Annotated in this window: 15 protein-coding genes; 7 read left to right on the top strand and 8 right to left on the bottom strand. The window is 64.7% G+C overall.

Features of this window, described 5'->3' with window-relative positions; genetic code table 11:
* Positions 1 to 16 precede the first annotated feature (16 nt).
* Positions 17 to 796 carry a TlyA family RNA methyltransferase gene (locus DBR47_RS23585; RefSeq protein WP_124454773.1) on the top strand — a complete coding sequence of 260 codons (780 nt, stop codon included), beginning with the start codon at positions 17 to 19 and terminating at the stop codon, positions 794 to 796.
* Complete coding sequence (gene metF, locus DBR47_RS23580; RefSeq protein ID WP_124454771.1) at positions 793 to 1,641, top strand: methylenetetrahydrofolate reductase [NAD(P)H]; 849 nt, start codon at positions 793 to 795, stop codon at positions 1,639 to 1,641. The genes DBR47_RS23585 and metF overlap by 4 nt, the downstream gene beginning before the upstream one ends.
* 155 nt (positions 1,642 to 1,796) lie before the next feature.
* On the opposite strand, the gene DBR47_RS23575 is transcribed toward metF, so the two are convergent.
* The gene (locus DBR47_RS23575; protein WP_124454768.1) at positions 1,797 to 2,123 is read right to left on the bottom strand and encodes a TfoX/Sxy family protein; all 327 of its coding nucleotides are present in this window, start codon (positions 2,121 to 2,123) and stop codon (positions 1,797 to 1,799) included.
* A 301-nt stretch (positions 2,124 to 2,424) separates the two neighbouring features.
* Between DBR47_RS23575 and DBR47_RS23570 the strand changes: the two genes are divergently transcribed.
* Positions 2,425 to 2,979: an isochorismatase family protein gene (locus DBR47_RS23570; protein WP_124454766.1), complete on the top strand. Its 555-nt coding sequence runs from the start codon at positions 2,425 to 2,427 to the stop codon at positions 2,977 to 2,979.
* Positions 2,980 to 3,008: 29 nt separating this feature from the next.
* Here the strand turns inward: DBR47_RS23570 and DBR47_RS25290 are convergent, their stop codons facing one another.
* From DBR47_RS25290 to DBR47_RS23550, 5 genes are all read right to left on the bottom strand, one after another.
* Positions 3,009 to 3,140 carry a hypothetical protein gene (locus DBR47_RS25290; RefSeq protein WP_255420806.1) on the bottom strand — a complete coding sequence of 44 codons (132 nt, stop codon included), beginning with the start codon at positions 3,138 to 3,140 and terminating at the stop codon, positions 3,009 to 3,011.
* Between the two features lie 53 nt (positions 3,141 to 3,193).
* Entirely contained in the window at positions 3,194 to 3,862 is a 669-nt protein-coding gene (locus DBR47_RS23565) for a PEP-CTERM sorting domain-containing protein (RefSeq protein WP_124454765.1), read from the bottom strand.
* Positions 3,863 to 3,979: 117 nt separating this feature from the next.
* The gene (locus DBR47_RS23560; RefSeq protein WP_124454763.1) at positions 3,980 to 5,278 is read right to left on the bottom strand and encodes a S8 family serine peptidase; all 1,299 of its coding nucleotides are present in this window, start codon (positions 5,276 to 5,278) and stop codon (positions 3,980 to 3,982) included.
* Entirely contained in the window at positions 5,275 to 5,961 is a 687-nt protein-coding gene (locus DBR47_RS23555) for a zf-HC2 domain-containing protein (protein WP_124454761.1), read from the bottom strand. The genes DBR47_RS23560 and DBR47_RS23555 overlap by 4 nt, the downstream gene beginning before the upstream one ends.
* Before the next feature lie 5 nt (positions 5,962 to 5,966).
* The gene (locus tag DBR47_RS23550; RefSeq protein ID WP_124454759.1) at positions 5,967 to 6,605 is read right to left on the bottom strand and encodes an RNA polymerase sigma factor; all 639 of its coding nucleotides are present in this window, start codon (positions 6,603 to 6,605) and stop codon (positions 5,967 to 5,969) included.
* Between the two features lie 101 nt (positions 6,606 to 6,706).
* On the opposite strand from DBR47_RS23550, the gene DBR47_RS23545 reads away from it, so the two are divergent.
* Complete coding sequence (locus tag DBR47_RS23545) at positions 6,707 to 7,381, top strand: hypothetical protein (RefSeq protein ID WP_148090438.1); 675 nt, start codon at positions 6,707 to 6,709, stop codon at positions 7,379 to 7,381.
* Positions 7,382 to 7,460: 79 nt separating this feature from the next.
* On the opposite strand, the gene DBR47_RS23540 is transcribed toward DBR47_RS23545, so the two are convergent.
* Both DBR47_RS23540 and DBR47_RS23535 read right to left on the bottom strand, forming a co-directional pair.
* The gene (locus DBR47_RS23540; protein ID WP_197047251.1) at positions 7,461 to 9,497 is read right to left on the bottom strand and encodes a M13 family metallopeptidase; all 2,037 of its coding nucleotides are present in this window, start codon (positions 9,495 to 9,497) and stop codon (positions 7,461 to 7,463) included.
* A 180-nt stretch (positions 9,498 to 9,677) separates the two neighbouring features.
* Complete coding sequence (locus DBR47_RS23535) at positions 9,678 to 11,033, bottom strand: MFS transporter (RefSeq protein WP_124454754.1); 1,356 nt, start codon at positions 11,031 to 11,033, stop codon at positions 9,678 to 9,680.
* 158 nt (positions 11,034 to 11,191) lie between these two features.
* On the opposite strand from DBR47_RS23535, the gene DBR47_RS23530 reads away from it, so the two are divergent.
* The 3 genes from DBR47_RS23530 (at position 11,192) to DBR47_RS23520 (ending at position 14,834) form a co-directional block, all read left to right on the top strand.
* The gene (locus DBR47_RS23530; RefSeq protein ID WP_231512476.1) at positions 11,192 to 13,351 is read left to right on the top strand and encodes a PAS domain S-box protein; all 2,160 of its coding nucleotides are present in this window, start codon (positions 11,192 to 11,194) and stop codon (positions 13,349 to 13,351) included.
* Positions 13,348 to 13,971 (top strand): response regulator transcription factor, encoded by a 624-nt coding sequence (locus DBR47_RS23525; RefSeq protein WP_124454750.1) that lies wholly within the window; start codon positions 13,348 to 13,350, stop codon positions 13,969 to 13,971. The genes DBR47_RS23530 and DBR47_RS23525 overlap by 4 nt, the downstream gene beginning before the upstream one ends.
* Before the next feature lie 215 nt (positions 13,972 to 14,186).
* Entirely contained in the window at positions 14,187 to 14,834 is a 648-nt protein-coding gene (locus DBR47_RS23520) for an OmpW family protein (RefSeq protein ID WP_124454748.1), read from the top strand.
* The last annotated feature ends 55 nt before the right edge of the window (positions 14,835 to 14,889 follow it).

Below are 14,889 nucleotides of genomic sequence, written 5' to 3'. Positions count from 1 at the left end.
TCGTCTTCAAAGTTCCATGCGCGCTGATCAACTCCTGGTCTCCCAAGGCCTCTGCTCCACCCGCTCGATCGCTCAAAGGCTGATCGCAGCGGGCGCGGTGGAGTGGCGCTCGGCCAAAGGCTGGGCGCCGGTCAACAAGGCAGGCCTGGATTTGATCGAAGGCGTGGAGCTGCGCTTGAATGACGATGCCGAAGCGCGTTATGTCTCGCGCGGCGGGCTCAAGCTGGAAGGTGCCTTGAAGCACACCGGCTTGAGCGTCGCCGGCCTGACCGTGCTGGACATGGGCCAAAGCACCGGCGGCTTCACCGACTGCCTGCTCAAAATGGGTGCAGCCAAAGTGGTGGGTGTGGACGTGGGCCATGACCAGCTGCATGAGCGGCTGCAGGGCGATGCACGCATCGTGGCACTTGAAGGCCTGCATGTGCGTGAGCTGGCGGCCTCGGCCCTGAGCGAGCACAAGCCCGCGACCGGCTTCGACCTCATCGTCGGTGACCTCAGCTTTATCTCCATGCTGGGCGCCCTGCCCGAGCTGCTGCCCTGGGTTTCTTCTGCCCAGGGTCAGGTCTTGCTCTTGATCAAACCGCAGTTCGAACTAGGCCCCAAGGCCGTGGCGCGCGGCGGCTTGGTGAAGGACGCAGGCCAGTACCCGCTGCTGGAAGCCAAGGCCCGCGAGGCCTGCGCTGCGGTGGGCCTCGTGGTGCGCGACTATTTCGACAGCCCCATCACCGGCGGTGACGGCAACAAAGAATTTTTCCTCTGGGCAGCGCGTGCGCCTGGGGACAAGGAACAAACATGAGCATCGCGAACAAAAAGACGCCTCCCGTTAGCTTCGAGTTCTTCCCGCCCAACACGCCGGTCGGCACCGAAAAGCTCAAGACCGTGGTGCAGGACCTGAGCGTTCTGAACCCGCATTACTTCAGCGTCACCTACGGCGCCGGCGGCTCCACCCGCGAGAAGACCCTGGCCACGGTGATGGACATCGCCGCCAGCGGCTATGAGGCCGCGCCGCACCTGAGCTGCGTGGGCTCCACCCGCGAAAACATCGCGGAGATTCTGGCCACCTACCGCGCCCAGAACATCCGCCGCGTGGTCGCCCTGCGTGGTGATTTGCCCAGCGGCACCGCCACGGCCGGCGAGTTCCGCTATGCCTCCGAGCTGGTGCGCTTCATCCGCGAAACCCAGGGCCCGGACTGGCAGATCGAAGTCGCCGCCTACCCCGAGTACCACCCGCAGCAACGTTATGCGGCGAAGGACTTGCAGCACTTCGCCGACAAGATGAAGGCCGGTGCTAACGCCGCGATTACCCAGTTCTTCTTCAACCCCGACGCCTACTTCAACTTCGTGGACGAAGTGCGCAAATTGGGCGTGGACGCCCCCATCGTGCCGGGCATCATGCCCTTCCACAACTACGCCCGCATTGCCCAATTCGCCGCCCGCGACGGCATCGAAATCCCGCGCTGGGTGGCACTCAAGATGGAAGGCTATATGGACGACGCCGCCTCCATCCGCGCCTTCGGCCTGGACGTGATGACCCGCGTCTGCGAACGCCTGATCGCAGGCGGCGCGCCGGGGATTCACTTCTACACGCTCAATCAGTCGGGGTTGACCTTGGAGTTGTGTAAGCGCTTGAACTTGGGTTGATTTGAGCTGAGCTGACTTTGCCCGTCCGGCACGACGGGCAGTCCTCGCTTGGCATGACTGCAGCCAGCGCCCAACTTGCCCGCGCCCGAGTCGCCGCAAATGAACGGCTGCACCAAACAGACCGCCTGCCGCTGCGTAATGGCTACCGCCGCGCGCTACTTGGGCGGCAGTGAGTTTGCGAAGCGAGCGGCCAATTCAATCCAGTTGCCGAGCCCCGCATCGATGGCATCGTCGGCGTTGACCCAGACGATGCCGCGCATTGGCTTGCCCGTGATGTCCATTGGCTTTGCGCCGGGCCGAGAGAGCGCCTCTGCTTCCAAATCCTTGCCCACCCTGAACATGAAACGGCCCACTTCGACACCACAAAGCATGTGGCCGTGCAGCATCCAGCAGAAGCCGCCGAACATCTTCTTCTCCTGAACGCCTGGGCGGCCCGCCAAGGCTGTTCGCATCAAATCGGCCAGGTGAGGATCGAAAGGCATGCCAGGTCCCTTTTTAAAAAAAGCTGCGTAGACCGAAGCAGGTTAACGATCCCGGTGTGCCAGCGCAATCAGTGGCGAGAACAGGCTGAACCAAGTGGCTAGGCGGGCGCCAAGGCTCAGGCCTTGAAACTAAGCGAACCTTCATCCGAACCTGAATGTTTGATTCAGACAGGTGCGATTGTCGGGTTCCCACCGCCCTGTGCATGAGCACAGCACGGCCTTCCTCACTATGCTTGATCCAGGCGCCCGAGGAGGCGGCCCCGTCCAACTCAGTGACCCAACTCATCAATCGGAGAAACGGATGACTGCGCTCAAGAACAGACCCCACACCGCCTTGCTCGTCATCGACATGCAGAACAAGGTCTTGGCCGCAGCACATGCGCGTGCCGCGGTGATCGACCATGTGGCGGAGGTGGTGGCGAAAGCAAGGCAAAGCCAGACCCCGGTGATCTGGGTGCAGCACACCAGCGCCGAACTGCCGAAGGACAGCGACGCCTGGCAAATCGTCCCCGAACTCGTGCCCAACAAAGCAGAGTTGCGCGTGGACAAGCACTACGGGGACGCCTTCGAAGACACCTCTCTCGAAGCCGCGCTGCATGAGCTTCAAGTCGGCAAGCTCGTTGTGGTGGGCGCGCAGACCGACGCCTGTATTCGCTCAAGCCTGCATGGCGCTCATGTACGAGGTTATGACGTTGTGCTGGTGAGCGATGCCCACACCACAGACGATTACTCAAAGTGGGGTGCGCCGCCACCCGAGCAGGTCATTGCCCACACCAATCTCTACTGGGCCTATGAATCGGCACCCGGCAGGACGACCGGCGTGGTGGCAAGCAAGGACCTTGATTTCTCAGCCTAGCCCCGCAGCCTGAACGGCAAACATTGAGGTCAAAAACTGTCCAGCAATTGCCGCGTCATCTGCATGCGGCTCACCAAGCCTCGGCCCTCGACTTGTGCGATCACCTCACGCCGGGGCGCGGAGGGCTCGCGCACAAAGCCCCAGGGCGACTCTGGCCCCAAGGCGGCGCCACTCAGAGAATGCCACGCCTTGGGAGGCCGCAGTTCGCCTGCGCTCAGCTCTGCTGGCGACGACGCAGCCAGGCAAAGCCGCCCAGCCCCAGCACCATCAAGGCCAGGGATGAGGGTTCGGGCACGGCCGTCACCGCGGCGTTGACGGTGTTGGGGGCGAAGTCGGGGATCGCAGACACGCCCGAGACCGTCACGCCATTGAAGCTGGTACCTGTGAAGCGCGGCCACAGATTCCAGGTGTAGTTGGCCTTGCTGAAGCCGTTCTCTGGCAAGACCGAGCCGGCGATGGTGGCCGTGATGGTGGAGCCAAAGATGGTGGCCGTGCCGACGTTGACGCCCCCGCTGACGATGGAGCCATTGGCGTTCACCACCACGGTTCGATCGAACAGCACCTGTGTCAGGCCCAAACTGCTGCCGAAGGCTGCCGTGCCATGCCCGCGGTCGAAGCCCCAGACATAGGCGGCCAAGGAGGTCGGCGAGATATTGCCCGCCATGGTGGCGGAGAGTTGGAAGACGTCGCGGTTGGGGTCGTAATTGACCCAGCTGGCGACCACATCAAACTCGCCGGTCTGGGCGCCTTTGTAGGTGCTCAGAAAGTCCCCCGTGGGGTCTCCCACCGTCACCGCCTGCGCTGGCGAGGCAGCCAAGGCGGCCACACCCAGCAGGAGTGCCGAGCAGGCCGCATAAGCGGTATTCATTGCGCTGTGCTTCATTTTTTGTTCCCGGTTGAAGGTCAAACATCCATCAAGTTCAAGAGGCCTGCGCAGATTGCGGCGGCTGTGGATGAGTACCCCGGGCGACGCCAATCGTTGCGCCGCCGGCCCGTCAAACTAGGGAGTCTTGGCCAGCCCTCGGCACTGTTGCTGAGGCCGCAGCGCTTTCAAGGCCTGGCAGGCATTGAGGCTCGGGCCCGTACCGGCGGGCGCAAGCAGTTCGCGCAAAGAGCGCTGAACGCTAGTGCCCTGCAAGGGCAGGGATCGCAACAAGGCGGCGAGGCCCGTGGCATGGGCGGTCGCCAGGGAACTGCCACTGGCGTAGTCATATCGCCCGCCCGGGCTCAAGGTCAGCACCTCACGGCCCGGTGCCAGCAGCGAGGCCGATTCGCCCGCCACGCCGGCGGCAGCATCCGCCCCTTCGGGCTCCATGCTCACGGTCTGCACACCCGCCACGTTAGCTGGAAAGCCCTGCAAACTGCCATTGAGGGGCAAGGCCCCCAGCACCCAAACACCACGCTTGAGCGCGTATCCCGTCAAGAGGCTCAGCAAGGGATCCGCCGGGCCGCCCAGACTGAGATTGATGATGTCCGCCTCTGCCGCGATAGCGGCCCCCAAGGCCTGGGCCAGGGTGAAACTGTCGCAACGGGCGGCCGCAGCGTCCCGCTCCCAACAGGCGCGAAAAGACAGCAAGCGAGCCTGCGGCGCCATACCCACGATGCCGATCTGATTGTTGGCCACGGCGGCGATCACGCCTGCCATCTGCGTCCCATGTCGCTCACCTTGGGGAGGGGGCGGATGCGCAGGGCCGACGAAATCTCGTTGCAGTTGCACCCGCCCCAGCAGGTCGGGATGGCGAGCGTCCAAGCCGGTGTCGATCAAGGCGACTTTCACGCCCTCCCCGCGCGTCCACCGCTGCGCTTCGATCACCTCCATGCGCGCGAAGCCGCGCTGCAAAGGCCAATAGGGGTCGTTGAATTCGGCGGCTGCGCTGGCCTCGCCCAAAGTCTCAAACTGATTGAGCGGCTGGGCCAGGGCGACACGGTCGTCGGCCTGCAAGCGCTGCAGCACTCGATCCCGGTCCTGCCCCGAGCTGATGCGGAACAAGATGCAGTGCAGCTTCAGGGGCGCAATCGTCCAGGCCGCACGCCACGCCAAACCATGGCTCCGTGCAATCTCGGCGGCGAGCGTCTGCGTGGACGGGCTCGCCGCATAAGTCTGGCTCGCCCCGTAGGCCGCGCGCGGTGTTCCGCCCACGGGCGGCAGGCTGAAGCCCTTGTCGGCGAGTGCCACGATCAGCAGGGTCTCGCTCCCCTCCTCATCCATCAAAGCCCCAGGCTGGGTGGCAAAGGCGCTGGGCCAGATCAAGCCCAGGCCTAGCGCGAGCAGTAGCGTGAACAGGCGGCCTGCACTCATGGTTGCGAGGCCGCGGGCTCGGCCGGCCCCAAAGGCTCGGCCAGCAAAACACCGGGTTCGGCACGCAAAGCCTTCACCAACTCGGGGACCGAAGCCCGGGCCTGCGGGCTGGGTGCCAAGCCGAAAAATTGCCCCTCGGCGCTGCTCTGCACCAAGCGCAGATGATGGCGTTGCAGCAAGGCCTGCAAGTCCCCCAAGGCCATTTGCGGCGCCGGCACAAAACGGATGCTGGGTGCCACTCCCACCGCCTGCTCCGCCGGCTGGCTCAGCACCTGGTAGTCATGGGCAACACCGGCGTAGCGCTGCCACAGAACACCCAGGGCCGCCGCCTGCAAGAGCAGGCCAGCGGCCATGGCGCGAGGCCAGTCCAGGCCCAGGAAGCGAGGCCGCGCCTCTTTGGCAAGCGGGGCGGCTTCGATGGGCGCTTGGTCCTGCGCCCAAAAACGCCGCAGCGCCGCATCTACGTCGGCATCCCTCGATTCGCACTGCCCCTCGGCGTCTTGCTGCATGCCCTGCTGCAGCAGCTGCTGAAAGTGCATCTCTTCGCGACAATCCGCGCACTGAAGCAAGTGCGCCTCCAGGCTCTGGCGCTGGGCCGCATCAGCGCTGCCGTTGAGTACCCAGGGGATCAGTTCCCATGCTCGTGCATGAGCCGATTCCTGCGCTTGAAATGAGGCATCCATGGCGATCAACCTTGTTGGTTTCGGAGGGCGCCATCCGAGCTAGCGTCTAGCCCTCCCAGTGCCGGCATCAGGTTTCTCAGACGCAAGCGGGCGTTGAACATACGGGCTTTGACCGTGCCTTCGGCGCAGCCCATCACCTGGCCGATCTCGGCACAGGACAGGCCCAGAAAATAGGCCAGCTCCAAGGTCATGCGCAAGTCCTCGGGCAGGCGCTGCAGGCCTTTTGCCAGCCAATCCCGCAGCTCTTGTTCGGGCCTTGGATCGCTGCGCGCCAGCGGGTCCACATGATGACTATCGCCCCCAGCGGTGTTGCCGGTGGGCTCGCTGGCCGACAGCGGCTCAGCATCGCGCAGGGCTTTCAGCAGGGTTCGATAGGCGATGCCCATGATCCAGGTGCTGACCTTGGCCTCCCCGCGGAACTCGGAAGCGCGGTTCCAGACCACCCACAAGGTCTTGTTGACCACGTCCTCGATCAACTCAGGGCTGCGGTTGAAGCGCCGCAAAAATCGACTGAGTCGCGCGAAGTATCGACGGTACAGTCGCTCGAAAGCGGCACGATCCCCCGTCGCTGCTGCGGCCAACTCCTGTCTATCCAAAGCATCCGCCGCGAGCGCAGAGTCGACGGCAAAGGGTTTGGAAATCATGGCCGTGAGTACCCGGAGGGAGGTCTATGGTTGCCTGTTTTCGAAAAAAAGTTTTACCCCTGACTCGGGCCTCGGCTGTGTGGACGCTCACTGGCCTCGCGATGCTCTGGGTCGCCCAGCCGGCTCAAGCCGATGACTGGGGCCTGAGCCTGGCTTTGTCCACCGACTATGTGGTGCGCGGCCTCACGCGCAGTATGGGCCAGGGCAGCCAGAGTTTGGATCTTGCTTGGCGGCGCGACACGGGCTGGGGCGTGGATCTGGGCGTCGTCGCCTTGCATCGTGACGCCGAGGGCCGGGTGCTGCAAACATCCGCTCGACTCGGACGGACCTGGCAATGGGATCAGGACTGGAGCGGCGAGCTGGGCTACGCCCACGCGGCCTATCCGGGGAGCGAGCAGCGCAGCAACTTCAACTACGACGAGCTTGCCGGGCATTTGATCTGGCAAGGCCGTTGGGTCCTCAGCGGCAGCTGGTTCCCCAAGATCAGCCGCCGCGATGCTCAGAACAATTTGATCAGCGCGCCCGCCTTCAGCGCCAGCTTGGGGCTGCGTCAGAACTTGCCGCTCAGCCTGGCGCTCGACGCGGGCCTGGGCCTTTACGCTCACCGAACAGCCGAGCCGCGCAGCTATGTCTTCGGCAGCATCGACCTGAGCTGGTCGCAAGGGCCTTGGCAATGCCATCTCAGCCATATCGCCAGCAATGCCGAGGCCCAAGGCCTGGCCCAAGCCGGGCGCGCGGGTCGGCGCTGGCTGGCGACGCTGCAACTTGGTTTTTGAACATCGGCCGAGGCAAGCTGGCGAAGGGCTAAGCATGTGTGCAGGCCCTTGTGCATTCAACCGATGAGCGCCACCGGGCTCACCAGATGAGCACCCGCTTGTCTTCCGGCCTCACCATCGCATCACCCGGCTTGCAGCCATAGGCCTTGGCGAAGGCCGGCATATTGGAGGGGGCGGCATTGGTGCGGAAGCTGGCCGGGGCATGCGGGTCGGTGTTCAGGCGCAGCAGTTGAGCCTCCGGCCGGATGCTGCTGGCCCAGACCTTGGCCCAGTTCATGAAGAAGCGTTGGTCGCGGCTCATGCCGTCCAGCATGGGATCGGGCTGGCCGGCGGTGGCCTGGACCATGGCGTCGTAGGCCATATTGAGCCCGCCGAGGTCACCGATGTTTTCACCCAAGGTCAGGCGGCCGTTGACATGCTTGTCTGGGTACTGGGCCATGGGGACATATTCATCGGCCTGGGCCACCAGCTTGTTGGCGCGCTCATCGAAGCGCTTGCGGTCCTCGGCCGTCCACCAGTTGAGGTTATTGCCCTCGCCGTCAAACTGGCTGCCCTGGTCATCGAAGCCATGGCCGGCCTCGTGGCCGATAACGGCGCCGATGCCACCGAAGTTAATGGCGTCGTCGCCCTTGGCGTAGAAGAAGGGCGGCTGCAGGATGGCCGCGGGGAAGTTGATGGTGTTGGTGGAGGGGCTGTAGTAGGCGTTGACGGTTTGCGGCGTCATATTCCATTCGTAGCGGTCCGTTTCCTTGCCGATCTTGGCGAGGTAGAAGCGCTGATTGAAGACGCGGGCCGCGCGCACATTGGCGTAGTGGCTATCGGCCGTGATGCTCAGGCCGCTCCAATCTCGCCAGCTGTCGGGATAGGCGATCTTGGGCAGAAAAGTCGCCCACTTGGCGATGGCCTTGGTCTTGGTCTCGGGGCTCATCCAGTCGAGGTTTTCGATGCGTGCTTTCAGAGCGTTACGGACCTTATCGACCAGCTCCTGCGCGCGGGCCTTGGCCTCGGGCGGGAAGTATTCCTTCACATAGAGCTGGCCCAGGGCTTGGCCCATATGGCTGTTGACGGCGCCCAGGGCGCGCTTCCAGCGCACTTCCTGCTCGGGCGTGCCGTTGATGGCGCGGCCGTAAAAGGCGAAGTTCTGATCCTGGAAGGCTTTGGACAGCGCGGGCGCGGCGCCATCGATGGTGTGGAAGGCGAAATAAGCCTGCCATTGCGCCACCGGCGCTTGCTCCAGCAAGGCATCGAAGGCGGCGAAGAATTTGGGCTGCGAGAGCGAGAAGCCGCCCGTGCCTGAAACACCAGCATCAACCTTCATGATCTTGAAGTAGTGGGCCCAGTCCCAGTGCGGGGTGATCTTGTTGGCCTGCGCGATGGTGACAAAGTTGTACTGATTCTCCGGCTTGCGAAGCTCCACGCGCAGCAAGGAGGCAGCGGCCAACTTGCTCTCCAGATCCATCACCAGGGCCGCGCGCGACTTGGCTTGGTCAGCCGCTGTGCCGGTCAATTCGAAGTTGCTGGCGATGTGGGCCAGATAGCTCTCACGCAGCTTGGCGTACTCGTCCTTGCTGTAGTACTCGGGGCCAGGCAGGCCCAGGCCGCCCTGTCTGGCGAAGGCGATCTGGCGCTTGGCGTTTTTGTAATCGGCGCTGACGCCGAAGCCGAAGGCTCGCCCCTCGCCGCGGGCATGGCTTTGCTGCAACCAGGCGACGACGTCGGCGCTGCTCTTCAGTGCATCGATGGCGGCCAGGTCCTGCTTGATCGGGTCGAAGCCGGCGCGCTCGATGGCGGCCTCGTCCATGGCGGCGCGGTAGATCCAGCCGATCTTTTGCTCGATGGAGCCGGGCTTGGCCTTGTCGGCGTTCTTGGCGGCCGCTTCAACAAGGCTGCGCTGCGCGTTCTGGCTCTTCTCGGCCAACTGATCAAAGCCGCCCCAGCGGCTCTTGTCCGAAGGGATGGGGTTGGCCTTGATCCAGTTGTTATTGGCCCAGGCATTGAAGTCGCTGCAGGCCGATTGGCTCTTGTCCACATCGGGCACGAATTCGGGAATGGCGGCGGCTTGGGCAAAACTGGCCGCGCACAGGGCGGCGGCCAGGGCAATAGAACGAGGGGGCACGTGAGAACTCCGGTTTGGACAGAAAGATTGGATGACTCGCACCATAGCAGCGCAAGCCTTGCCCAAGCCATGCGGAAAGTCACCGAAGCCGCAAGCGCCTCCAGCTTCGACTCGCTGCAAAAAACAAAAGGCCGAGCTCCGCCAGGGTCCGGCCTATTTCTTCAAGCTTGAGGGGCTTGCTCAGGCCCGCTCTTCCGCATCAATCTGCGAATGCTTCTGCGTGTCGCGCATGCCCAGATAGACCAGCAAGGTGCAGGCGATGACGGCGGTGGCGTACCAGTAAAAGCCGCTCTCATTGCCAGCTTGCTTGAACCACAGGGCGATGTACTCGGCCGTGCCGCCGAACAGCGACACTGCCACGGCGTAGGGCACGCCCACGCCGGTGGTGCGAATGGCGGCAGGAAACATCTCGGCCTTCACCACCGCGTTGATCGAGGTGTAGCCCGACAGAATCAACCAGGCAATCGCGATCAGGCCGAAGGCTTCCCAGGGGCCCTGAGCATGTCGAATCGCCGTCAGCAAAGGCACGGTGAACAAAGTGCCCAGCACGGCAAAGCCCAAGAGCAAGGGGCGGCGGCCGATGCGGTCCGACAAGGCGCCGTAAAGCGGCTGCAAGCACATGGCGAAGACCAGGGAGGCGGCCGAGACGGCCGTGGTCTGCGCATCCGTCAGGCCGACCGAGAGGCGCAGGAACTTCTGCATATAGGTCGTGTAGACGTAGAAGGCCAGGGTGCCGCCCATGGTCAGGCCCACCACCACCATCACCTCCTTGGGGTAGCGCGCCAGCTGGCGCAGGCCGCCCAGGGCCTGCTTGCCGCTTTGGCGCTTGGCCTTTTCAAACGAGGCGGTCTCGGGCATCTCGCGCCGCATGGCCAGGGCGATCAGCGCCAGCAGAGCGCCGATGAAGAAGGGGATGCGCCAGCCCCAGGCCTTCAGCTCCTCGGGGCTGAGGAAGACATGTTGCAAGAGCAGGAGCACCAGCAAGGCCGTCAGCTGCCCGCCGATCAGGGTCACGTACTGAAAGCTGGCATAGAAGCCCCGATGCTTGGAGCTGGCCATCTCGGACAGGTACGTGGCGCTGGAGCCGTACTCACCGCCCAGGCTCAGGCCTTGCAGCAAGCGGGCCAGCAGCAGCAGGGCCGGTGCCCAGGCGCCGACCATGGCGTAGGTGGGGGCGCAGGCGATGATGAGCGAGCCCAAGCACATCAGCAGCACCGAGGTCATCAAAGCCTGACGGCGGCCCAGGCGGTCGCCGATGCGGCCGAACAGCAGGCCACCCAGAGGCCGCACAAAAAACCCCAGGGCGAAGATGCCAGCGGTGGACATCATCTGCGCCGTCGCATCCTGGGCCGGGAAGAAGGAGTTGGCGAAGTAGAGCGAGAAGGCCGCGTAGCAGTAGAAGTCATACCACTCGACCAAATTGCCAGCCGAGCCGACCAGAATGGCCTTGAGTCGGCTGGCGTCGATGCGCTCGGGCGCGCTGCTGGCCGGGGCGCCGCTGGCGGCTGCGCGGCTGGGTGTGATGCTGTGGTCCATGATGGGCGGTCTCCTATTGTTCTAGCTAAGGTCGGCCCAGTCTCGCCAGACTCGGCCACAGGCGCATCCGTTCGAGTCACCGCGCGGCCCTGCGTAGTTCTACGCAGGGGCGTCAAAGCAAGCGCCCGTCGACAATGCGGCGACCCCTTGCTCACACCATGTCTCGCACCTCCCTGTCTCCCGTTCTGCGCCGTGGCCTGCTGGCCTTGCTGGCCGCGCTGCTGCTGGCCCTCGCCGCCTGGGCGGCCGGGCACTGGGCCGAGCGGCGCGAGTTGCAAATCAAGGTGCAGGGCCTGCAACGGGCGGTCGAGGTCCATGCCCTGGGCCTGCGCGGCGCGGCCGAGAAGTTCGACTACCTGCCCTTCACCGCCGCCCAGCATCCGCTCATCCTGGCCCTGCTGCGCCAGCCCCTGGACGCCGCCGCCCGCCTGCAAGCCAATCGCTATGTGGCCCAGGTGCAGACGCATAGCGGCGCGGCCGCGCTCTATCTGCTGGACGCGCAAGGCAAAGCCTTGGCCGCCAGCAACTGGCAGACGAGCGACAGCTTTGTGGGCCAGAACTACGCCAGCCGGCCCTACTTCGAGGAAGCCATGCGCGGCCAGCGCAGCGTGTTCTACGGCGTGGGCCTGACCACCGGCGTGCCGGGGCTCTTCATCGCCGCGCCCGTGCGTGCCGATGCGGCAGGGCCGGTGCTGGGCGTGATGGTGGTCAAGGTCAGCCTGGACGCACTGGAAGCCACCTGGGCCAAGGCGCAAGACCCGGTGCTGCTTTACGACGCGCGGGGCATCGCTTTTTTGGGCTCGGTGAAGGACTGGTACTACCGCAGCCGCCAGCCCCTCAGCCCGGCCGATCTTGCCTGGCTGGATGCGCACGGCCAGTACGGCGGCCACCGCAGTTATGCCACCATGCCCTGGGCCGACGAGCGGGTGCCAGACCAGGCCGAGTACCGCATCCAAACCCGCATCGCCGGGCGCCAAAGGCAGTTCCTGGCCCTGGACCAGGCCCTGCCCGAGCTGGGCTGGACGCTGACGGTGATGAGCGATCTGGCCGAGCTGCGCCAGGCCCGCAATCTGGCCCAGGCCCTGGCGGCGCTGGCCGGTGGGCTAGGCCTGTTGGGCGCGCTGTACTGGCGCTTGCGCGAGCGCCGTTTTGCCGAGCAAAGACTGGCGCGGCTGGAACTGGAGCAGCGGGTGCAGGAGCGCACCCGCGAGCTGCAAGAGGCCCATGCCTTCCGCAAGGCCATGGAAGACTCGCTGCTGGTGGGCATGCGGGCGCGCGCGCCGGACGGCCGCATCATCTACGTCAACCCCGCCCTGTGCGAGATGGTGGGCTACCGTGCCGAGGAGTTGTTAGGCGCCAAGCCGCCCTACCCCTACTGGCACCCGGACGATCTGGACCAGCATTGGCGCGATAGCGAAGCGGCGCTGAGCGGCCGCGCGGCCCTGAACGGCTTTGAGTCCCGCGTGCGCCACCGCGATGGGCATGAGGTCTACACCATGGTTTACACGGCACCGCTGATCGATGCGGCCGGCCAGCACAGCGGCTGGATGAGCTCGGTGGTGGACATCACGGCACAGAAGCAGGCGGAGGAGCGCCAGCGCTTGCAAGACGCGCAGCTGCAGCGCAGCGCCCGCCTGGCCGGTCTGGGCGAGATGGCCTCCACCCTGGCCCATGAGCTGAACCAGCCCTTGATGGCCTTGTCCAACTTCGCGCTGGCAGCGCGGGCTTTTGCCGAGCAGGGTTCGATCAATAGCCAGGGGCTGCTGATCGAGAGCCTGGACGAAATCGTGGCCCAGGCCCAGCGCGCGGCCGAGATCGTCAAGCGCCTGCGCGGCCTGGTGCGCCAGCGCGGTGGCGTGCATGAGGCGGTGGACATCGCGGCCCTGCTGGCCCGCGTTCAGGCCTTGCTGGCGCCCGAGCTGCGCCTGCGCAAGGCCAGGCTCAGGCTCAAGCTCCAAGAGGGCTTGCCCGCCGTGCGCGGCGACCCCTTGTTGCTGGAGCAGCTGATGATCAATCTGCTGATGAACGCCCTGCAGGCCGGCCAGGAGCTGGCGCAAGAGCGCCGCCAGATCGAGATTGAGGTCAGCGTCGAGGCTCAAGTCTTGAGCCTGCAAGTGCGGGACCACGGCCCCGGCATCGCGCCGGAGCTGCTGGGCCATCTCTTCGACCCCTTCTTCAGCACCAAACCCGACGGCCTGGGCCTGGGCCTGAAGATCTGCCGCAGCATTGCCGAAGCCCATGGTGGCGCCCTCAGCGCCGCCAACCGTCTGGACGGACCGGGCGCTTGTTTCAGCCTCAGCCTCCCCCTGCCGCCATGAGTAGCCGCAACAGCCCCCATCACAAGCTCAATCTCTACGTCGTCGACGACGATGAGGCGGTGCGCCGCTCCCTGATGATGCTGCTCTTCGCCAGCGGCCAGCCGGTGCAGGCCTTTGCCTCGGGCGAGGCCTTTTTGGAGGCGCTGGACCCACAGCAGCCCGGCTGCGTGATCCTGGATCTGCGCATGGGCCAGGGCTTGTTGAGCGGGCTGGAGGTGTTCGAGCGCCTGCTGGGCTTGCACAGCCCGCTGGTGGTCTTGTTTCTGTCGGGTCATGGCGAGATCGCGATGGCCATCGAGGCGGTCAAGAAGGGCGCCTTCGACTGGGTGGTCAAACCCAATACCGCCGAGCTGCTGGCCAAGCTGCCTCAGGCCCTGGACGCCGCCCAGGCGCGCGCCGATGCCCTGACCCGCTGGCGCCTGCTGACCCCGCGCGAGCGCGAGGTGGCCCGCCACGTGGCCCTGGGCCGGCCTAACAAAGAGGTTGCACGGATGTTGGATCCACCGTGCAGCCCGCGCTCGGTCGAGAGCCATCGTGCCCATCTCTTTGCCAAGCTGGACTTCGCCAATGACAACGAGCTGGGCCGCTGGCTGCAGCATCACGCCTGGCTGCAGGACTGAAGGCGGCCCTCCATACGCCTGTTCCCTCCCGCTGTGGCCGCGAGTTGCACAAACGCTGCAGCGGCCAAGCGCTTTCTTGAGCTAGCTCAAACAGGCCCTGCCGGCCGCGCCCACGGGTTTTTGAGTTTGCGAAATATCAAGGGTTAACCCCTTGCCGACCGTTTCAATAGCGTCATCGGGACTCGATCCCATCACTTGGAAACGCTGCAAACATCATGAACAAGCTCGCTACCTCCCTCGCTGTCATCGCCCTGGCCAGCACCAGCTTCGCCGCCCAAGCCCAACAAGAAGGCAACTGGCTGGTGCGCGCCCGCGCCGTGAATCTGCAATCGGCCAATACCAACAGCAGCCAGCTGCATGACACCCTGACCGCCGTGGTGGGCAAGTCTTCCGACGCATCGATCAACAACAAGTGGCTGCCCGAAGTGGACATCAGCTACTTCTTCACCCCCAATATCGCCGCCGAGCTGATCCTGACCTACCCGCAATCGCAGGATCTGTCGGTGAGCAATCTGGGCAAGATCGGTAGCTTCAAGCACCTGCCTCCTACCCTGTCGCTGCAGTACCACTTCATCCCCACCGGCACCTTCCGTCCTTATGTGGGCCTGGGCGTGAACTACACCAATATCTCGCACATCAAGTTCGACCCCAGCCTGGACGCGCTGGACCTGAACCTGAAGAACAACAGCTTCGGTTTCTCGGCCCAGATCGGTGCCGACTTCCAAATTGGCAAGAATCTGTTCCTGAACGTCGACATCAAGAAGGTGCAGATCAAGACCACCGTCACTTCCAAGGGCAATGACATCGGCGACTTCAAGGTCGACCCCCTGCTGATCGGCGTCGGCCTGGGCATGCGCTTCTGATCATCCGCGAAGCCAGGACTTGAGCGGCCCCGCCGCTCAGCCTTCAAGAAAAAGC

The sequence above is a fragment of the Paucibacter sp. KBW04 genome, assembly GCF_003852425.1.
Taxonomy (GTDB): domain Bacteria; phylum Pseudomonadota; class Gammaproteobacteria; order Burkholderiales; family Burkholderiaceae_C; genus Paucibacter_A.
This window is presented reverse-complemented; position numbering and strand designations above follow the sequence as displayed.

Excerpts from the sequence above, each read along its gene's own strand:
- DBR47_RS23555 (WP_124454761.1), bottom strand. The coding sequence starts at position 5,961 with ATGGATGCCTCATTTCAAGCGCAGGAATCGGCTCATGCACGAGCATGG.
- DBR47_RS23585 (WP_124454773.1), top strand. The coding sequence starts at position 17 with ATGCGCGCTGATCAACTCCTGGTCTCCCAAGGCCTCTGCTCCACCCGC.
- DBR47_RS23535 (WP_124454754.1), bottom strand. The coding sequence starts at position 11,033 with ATGGACCACAGCATCACACCCAGCCGCGCAGCCGCCAGCGGCGCCCCG.
- DBR47_RS23525 (WP_124454750.1), top strand. The coding sequence starts at position 13,348 with ATGAGTAGCCGCAACAGCCCCCATCACAAGCTCAATCTCTACGTCGTC.
- DBR47_RS23530 (WP_231512476.1), top strand. The coding sequence starts at position 11,192 with ATGTCTCGCACCTCCCTGTCTCCCGTTCTGCGCCGTGGCCTGCTGGCC.
- DBR47_RS23560 (WP_124454763.1), bottom strand. The coding sequence starts at position 5,278 with ATGAGTGCAGGCCGCCTGTTCACGCTACTGCTCGCGCTAGGCCTGGGC.
- DBR47_RS23565 (WP_124454765.1), bottom strand. The coding sequence starts at position 3,862 with ATGAAGCACAGCGCAATGAATACCGCTTATGCGGCCTGCTCGGCACTC.
- DBR47_RS23550 (WP_124454759.1), bottom strand. The coding sequence starts at position 6,605 with ATGATTTCCAAACCCTTTGCCGTCGACTCTGCGCTCGCGGCGGATGCT.
- metF (WP_124454771.1), top strand. The coding sequence starts at position 793 with ATGAGCATCGCGAACAAAAAGACGCCTCCCGTTAGCTTCGAGTTCTTC.
- DBR47_RS23545 (WP_148090438.1), top strand. The coding sequence starts at position 6,707 with ATGCTCTGGGTCGCCCAGCCGGCTCAAGCCGATGACTGGGGCCTGAGC.
- DBR47_RS23575 (WP_124454768.1), bottom strand. The coding sequence starts at position 2,123 with ATGCCTTTCGATCCTCACCTGGCCGATTTGATGCGAACAGCCTTGGCG.
- DBR47_RS23570 (WP_124454766.1), top strand. The coding sequence starts at position 2,425 with ATGACTGCGCTCAAGAACAGACCCCACACCGCCTTGCTCGTCATCGAC.
- DBR47_RS23520 (WP_124454748.1), top strand. The coding sequence starts at position 14,187 with ATGAACAAGCTCGCTACCTCCCTCGCTGTCATCGCCCTGGCCAGCACC.